The sequence below is a fragment of the Rhodoblastus sp. genome (assembly GCF_052145335.1).
Lineage (GTDB): Bacteria > Pseudomonadota > Alphaproteobacteria > Rhizobiales > Beijerinckiaceae > Rhodoblastus.
Genome location: NZ_JBKQOU010000214.1, coordinates 1 through 4,522, shown reverse-complemented (window position 1 = coordinate 4,522; position 4,522 = coordinate 1). Strand labels below are relative to the sequence as shown.

At 63.9% G+C, this 4,522-nt stretch carries 5 protein-coding genes; 2 read left to right on the top strand and 3 right to left on the bottom strand.

Annotation, left to right across the window (positions count from 1 at the left end):
- On the bottom strand, nt 1-509 hold a 509-nt coding region (locus ACLP2E_RS13610; RefSeq protein WP_442466252.1), incomplete at its 3' end, for a cob(I)yrinic acid a,c-diamide adenosyltransferase.
- A complete protein-coding gene (ribB, locus tag ACLP2E_RS13605) occupies nt 506-1,810 on the bottom strand; it encodes a 3,4-dihydroxy-2-butanone-4-phosphate synthase (protein ID WP_442462612.1) in 1,305 nt (434 codons plus the stop codon). The genes ribB and ACLP2E_RS13610, both read right to left, overlap by 4 nt.
- Before the next feature lie 79 nt (nt 1,811-1,889).
- Here ribB and ACLP2E_RS13600 point away from each other — a divergent pair, with 79 nt between their 5' ends.
- Together ACLP2E_RS13600 and ACLP2E_RS13595 are read left to right on the top strand one after the other, a co-directional pair.
- A complete protein-coding gene (locus ACLP2E_RS13600; RefSeq protein WP_442466251.1) occupies nt 1,890-2,639 on the top strand; it encodes a phosphodiester glycosidase family protein in 750 nt (249 codons plus the stop codon).
- 137 nt (nt 2,640-2,776) lie between these two features.
- The gene (locus tag ACLP2E_RS13595; RefSeq protein WP_442462610.1) at nt 2,777-3,022 is read left to right on the top strand and encodes a hypothetical protein; all 246 of its coding nucleotides are present in this window, start codon (nt 2,777-2,779) and stop codon (nt 3,020-3,022) included.
- Nucleotides 3,023-3,029: 7 nt separating this feature from the next.
- On the opposite strand, the gene ACLP2E_RS13590 is transcribed toward ACLP2E_RS13595, so the two are convergent.
- Nucleotides 3,030-4,142 carry a DUF2336 domain-containing protein gene (locus ACLP2E_RS13590; protein WP_442466250.1) on the bottom strand — a complete coding sequence of 371 codons (1,113 nt, stop codon included), beginning with the start codon at nt 4,140-4,142 and terminating at the stop codon, nt 3,030-3,032.
- Between the last annotated feature and the right edge of the window lie 380 nt (nt 4,143-4,522).

The following is a 4,522-nucleotide window of genomic DNA, read 5'->3' as shown; positions in this document are numbered from 1 at the left end:
CGACCGGTGACGACCACGTGCAGGTCGGGACGCCGCGCGGAAAGCGCCGCCACCACCTCGTCCAGCGGCAGATGCTCGTAGCGCAGCGCGATGTTCAATTCGTCCAGCACGAGCAACCGGATGCTGTTGTCCGCCATCAACTCCAGCGCCTTGTCCCAGGCGCGGGCGGCGGCGGCGATGTCGCGGGCGCGCTCCTGCGTCTCCCAGGTGAACCCTTCGCCCAGAGTATGCCAGCTCACCTGGTCGCCGAATCGCTCCAGCGCTGTGCGCTCGCCCGTCGCCCAGGAATTTTTCTCGCCGCCCTTGCCGAATTGCACCACGCCGACGCGCCAGTCATGGCCGAGCGCGCGCAGGATCAGCCCGAACGCCGCCGTGGACTTGCCCTTGCCGGGGCCGGTATGGACGATCAAAAGCCCCTTGGAATCGATGGTCTTTCCGGCGACCTCGGCGTCCTGAGCCTGTTTGCGTTTCGCCATTTTCTGCCGATGGCGAAGCTCGTCGTCGCTCATCGCGCGCCGTCCTCCACGCCGGTGATCTCGATGCCGAAACCCGACAACCCGACATATTTTCGCGGCATGTTGGTGCGCAGCCGGATCGACGAAACCCCGAGATCGCGCAGGATCTGCGCGCCGAGGCCGATGTCGAGCCAGTTCTTGACCCGCGCGTTTTCCGCGCCGGCTTCTTCCTTCTGGCCGACCAGGTTGGCAGGCACGCCGGCGGCGCCGTCGCGCAGGTAGACCAGCACGCCGCGCCCCTGTTTCTGGAACGCCTCCAGCGCCGAATTGATCGACGCTCCGCCGCCGAAAATGTCGGAGAGAATGTCGGCGCGGTGCAGGCGGGCGGGAATGTCGCGGCCATCGCCGACGTCGCCGGCGACCAGCGCGAAATGCTGCACCGAATCGAAGGGCGTGACGAAGGCGTAGCCGGTGAAAAGCCCGAATCGCGTTTCGACCGGAAACGAGCCGACGCGTTCGACCAGCTTGTCCCGCGCCTGTCGATAGGCGATGAGATCGGCCACCGAAATCTGCTTCAATCCGTGTTTTTCGGCGAAAGCGGTGATTTGCGGGCCGACCATCACGGTGCCGTCGTCATTGGCCAGCTCGCAGATCACACCGACCGGCGGGACGCCGGCCAATTTGCACAGATCGACCGCGGCTTCGGTATGGCCGGAGCGCATCAGCACGCCGCCATCCTTGGCGATCAGCGGAAAGACATGACCGGGCCGCACGAAATCGGCGGCGCCGAAATTATTGTTGGCGAGGCCGCGCACGGTATTGGCGCGCTGTTCGGCGGAAATGCCGGTGGTCAGGCCATGTTTGACATCGACCGACACGGTGAAGGCGGTGCCAAGCGGCGCGTCGTTTTCCGCCACCATCGGCGCCAGATGCAGGCGGTGGGCCTCGGCGGCCGAGAGCGGGGCGCAGACGATGCCGCAGCAATTGCGGATGATGAAGGCCATTTTTTCCGGCGTGCACTGGCTCGCGGCCATCACCAGATCGCCCTCGTTCTCGCGGTCGTCGTCGTCGGTGACGATGACGATCTCGCCGCGCTTGATCGCCTCGACGGCCTGGGTGACGGAATTCGACATGAAACTCTCCAGCATCTTGTCCTCGCCCGCAACCTCGGGCAGAAAGTCGTTGGGCGTTACGGCGCCTTGGGTTTCGCGCGCGATGGCTTGCGCTGTATCGCGCGACATCCAGACGCGGTCCTGATTGCAAAGCTGGCTTACGGCGCCGGGGGTCAGACCGAGCCGCCGCGAAAATTCGATTCGGCTCACGCCGGATTTGCGTAACCATTCCGCCAGCTTCATGGCGCCGAGGCTAAAGATTTTGCTGGTTTTAGCAATACTAAAATCTGGTTCGCCCAGAATTTTTGCGCTTGTCGCAAAGTTGCGCCGATGGGCCGAAGCCGGGCTTCTCGCTGGCTTTTTATGGATTGGATCAGCGTCCGCGGCCACGCTGGCGGCGCCCTGCGCCGATCTTTCGCAGGGCGGCCATTCCTATACGATCTGCCGCTTCGATCCGAAAAAGGACGACCTTCGCCTGTTCTGGCGAGGTCCGGACGGTCAGCCGCTGGGAAGTTTCGAGGCAGTAGCGGCGAGACTCAAGCCCGGCGAAAAGCTGATCTTCGGCATGAACGGCGGCATGTACGACGACTATAATGCGCCGGTCGGGCTCTATATCGAACAGGGAGTCGAGTTGAAGCGCGCCAATACGCGCGGCGGCGCCGCCAATTTCCATTTGAAGCCGAATGGCGTGTTCTTCGTCGGCGGCGGCCAGGCCGGCGTCTGGGAGACCTCGCATTTCCTCAGCCAGCGCCCGACGGCCGAATACGCCACGCAATCGGGACCGATGCTGGTGCTGAACGGCAAGATTCATCCCCGCATCCATGCCGAGGGCACTTCGGTCAAACTGCGCAATGGCGTGGGCATAGACCACGATGGGATGGTGGTTTTCGCCATATCCAACGAACCGGTGACGTTCTTTCAATTCGCCAGCCTGTTTCTCGACAAGCTGCAATGCGACAACGCCTTGTTCCTCGACGGCTCGATTTCCGCGCTTTACGCGCCGGAACTGGGCCGCGACGATTTCACCTTGCCGATGGGGCCGATCGTCGGGGTGGTGGCCGGGCGCAAGTAAAGATCAATTCGCTCGAAAACGCTTTGACTTCAACGGCGCCGATTGACTTCCGGCCATCCATACAAGACAAGGGGCCATTCGCCGAGCTTGGCCGGACCTTTCGACCCTGGGCAATTCAAGACTGGAGCGCGAGCGCGATGATGCGACGCCTGTTTTTCGTCGGGATGCTTCTCGCCATGTCCGGCTGCGCTCACCGGAGCGTCAGCTTCTTTTACTATCCTGGCCTGGACCGGTCCGCCGACCACGAAGCCCATCTGCTGCAGCTGGCGGAAAAGGAATGCGGCAAATACGGCATGGTGGTCGACTCCCTGCAATGGCGCAAATGGACGCAAGACGACCAGGAAGAGTTGACCTACATCTGCCGGCTGCCGCGCCCGCAATGATGGGCTGTTACTGACCGCTGGCCGATAGCGGCGCGGCTTCCTCCCGCGCCGAAGCCGTTTCCCCCGCCGCGCCAACGCCGGACTGCGCCCGTCTCGCCCGCGCCCGAAGCCAGGCGGCGCCAGCGCTTTTCGCCTCGCCGGTGATGGCGGCGACAATGCGCGTCGCGCCGCGGCGCGGCAATTGGGCGAACAAGCCGATGTTGCGCTCGAACGCCTCGGTCGACAGGGCTACTCTCGGAAAGGCGCACAGAAAGATCCGCGCGGCGATTTCGCGGGGCAGGCCGATGGAGATGAAGGCCAGGGTCAGGGCGTCGCCGCTTTCATCATCGACGATCTTTCTGGCGCATAAATGGTCGCAGCCAAGCATTTCCGCGAGGACCAGCGCGAACGACGAGCGTTTCTGTCGCAGGGCGGCCTCTTCCAGCCTCAAACATTCCGCCTCGTCGAGCTCTGCGTCGTCGTTGCGGCCCGCATGGACCAGGCCAATGGCGCGGACCATGTTGACGAGTTTTTCACGCTGCGCGGCGTCGGCGTAAAGATAAAGCGGCAAATGGTCGAGCGTCGGCTCGCCGCGGCCGAGCAGGGCCTGCGCCAGGACGACGTCGTGGCGGCCCCGGGCGCAAAGCTGGCGCAGGTCTTCGACGGCGAGCGGCGCGAGCGTGTTGGCGGCCAGGGCGCGCGCGACTTCCCGTTCCGGACGCTGGCCAAGTATTTTGGTGATTTCGCGGTCGAGATCGTCGCGGCCCGCCACAGCGCAGGCGGGATCGCAGGCGCCGCTGGCGGCGATCTGGCGCAATTCGCTCCGGTCGATCTGGCGGTCGGCGAGCAGGATTTCGATTTCCGGCGCGCCGCCACGGGCGCGGATGCGTTTCAGCACGGAGGGGGGCGCGTCGGCGCAGCGCGCCAGTTTGCGCGCCACCAGGGTCAGAACGGCCTCGTCGGCGTCGGCGATCAATTTGTCCGCCATTTCTTCATAGAGCCGGATTTCCTGCGGCGTATGCTGGCCATGCAACGCGAACAGGTCGGTCGTCACCCGCAGCAGGACGGGCCGCATTTCCTCGGCCCTCTCCTCGGCCGAGGCCGCAAGATCGCGCAGGCGCGCATAGATGTCGGTCTGCATGCGGCTCATTCCATTTCTCACTGACCGCGACTCGTCGCGCTCGGTGCGACGGGCTTTGGTCGCGTTCGCTCCTTGCCGGTTCCCGCGGGGTTTACCTGCGAGAACTGGAAAGTCCGGAAAAATTCCAATATCGTCAGCTTAATCAGGCTTTATTGACACATCATTAACCATGGCGAATCTTTAATGGCGCAGCGAGCGGATAAGGACGCGATGTATTAACCGATCCGTCCTTGCATATTGGCCAGGCCGCCGCCGCGCGGGGTCGGCGGGGAATGCGGGAGGACATATGAGTCATGGGGCAAGTCGTTCCAATCCGAAAGGCGGCGCGCCGGCGCTCACAGGCGCCCAAGCCTGTAGGTTCGGCGCACATCCTTTTTTTT